The organism is Vibrio sp. Y176 (assembly GCF_033438945.1).
This window is the reverse complement of sequence record NZ_JAWOQS010000271.1, coordinates 1-847: the sequence shown is the minus strand read 5'-3', so window position 1 is coordinate 847 and position 847 is coordinate 1. Positions and strand designations below refer to the sequence as shown.

The 847-nt window shown below is 44.7% G+C and carries 2 pseudogenes; both read left to right on the top strand.

The features are described 5' to 3' along the window. Window positions 1-732: pseudogene (locus R7O13_RS25510) on the top strand (ABC transporter substrate-binding protein); the annotation flags it as partial. Between the two features lie 9 nt (window positions 733-741). Beyond that, window positions 742-847, top strand: a pseudogene (locus tag R7O13_RS25505) (ABC transporter ATP-binding protein); the annotation flags it as partial.

Sequence of the window (847 nt, the reverse complement as noted above, 5' to 3'; positions counted from 1 at the left end):
GGCTTTGGGCATGGTAAATACACGTTACCAGATGTGAAAGCGCCAAAGTTTGAACCAGAAAAAGCGGCGGCAGCGTTTGAAGCTGCGGGCTTCGATAAGATTGGTTCCGATGGTATTCGCGTGAATGATAAAGGTCAGCGTTTGAGCTTTGAATTGACGTACTCATCTCCAGTTCATACACCGCGTATTGCTTTCTTGCGTGAACAGGCAAAATTGGCAGGGTTGGACATTGAGCTGAAGCTGATTGATGGTTCATCGATGTTCAAGTATGTGCGTGAGAAAAAACACGAACTTGCTTTCTTTGATATGGGGACTTCGGAAATCCCAACTTATTGGGAATACTTCCACTCCGTGAACGCGAACAAACCACAAACGAACTCATTCACTAACTACAGCACGCCAGAGCTAGATGAAAAGATCATTGCGTATCGCTTTAACATGGACATGGATAAGAAGATCCAACTAGGTCATGAGATTCAGCGAGACATTATTGATGCGCACGTGATTGTCACTGGCTACATGGTACCTTACGTTCGTTATGGACACTGGCGTTGGTTGAAATTGCCAGAGAAACCAATGAATCGAATGACAGAAGCGTTGTTCAGTGGCGGAATTATCGGTGATGGCACGTATTGGATCGACAAAGACGTGAAGAAAGAAACCCAGAAAGCGATGAAGTCGGGTAAAACCTTTGAACCGGTTGTTGTCGTTGATGACACGTATAAGCTGTAAGGATGTGTTATGGAAAACGATGTAATTTTGAGTGTAAAAGATCTCGAAGTGGAATTCATCACGGATGATGGCCCGGTAAAAGTACTCCATGGCGTGAACTTTGATGTTCGCGCAG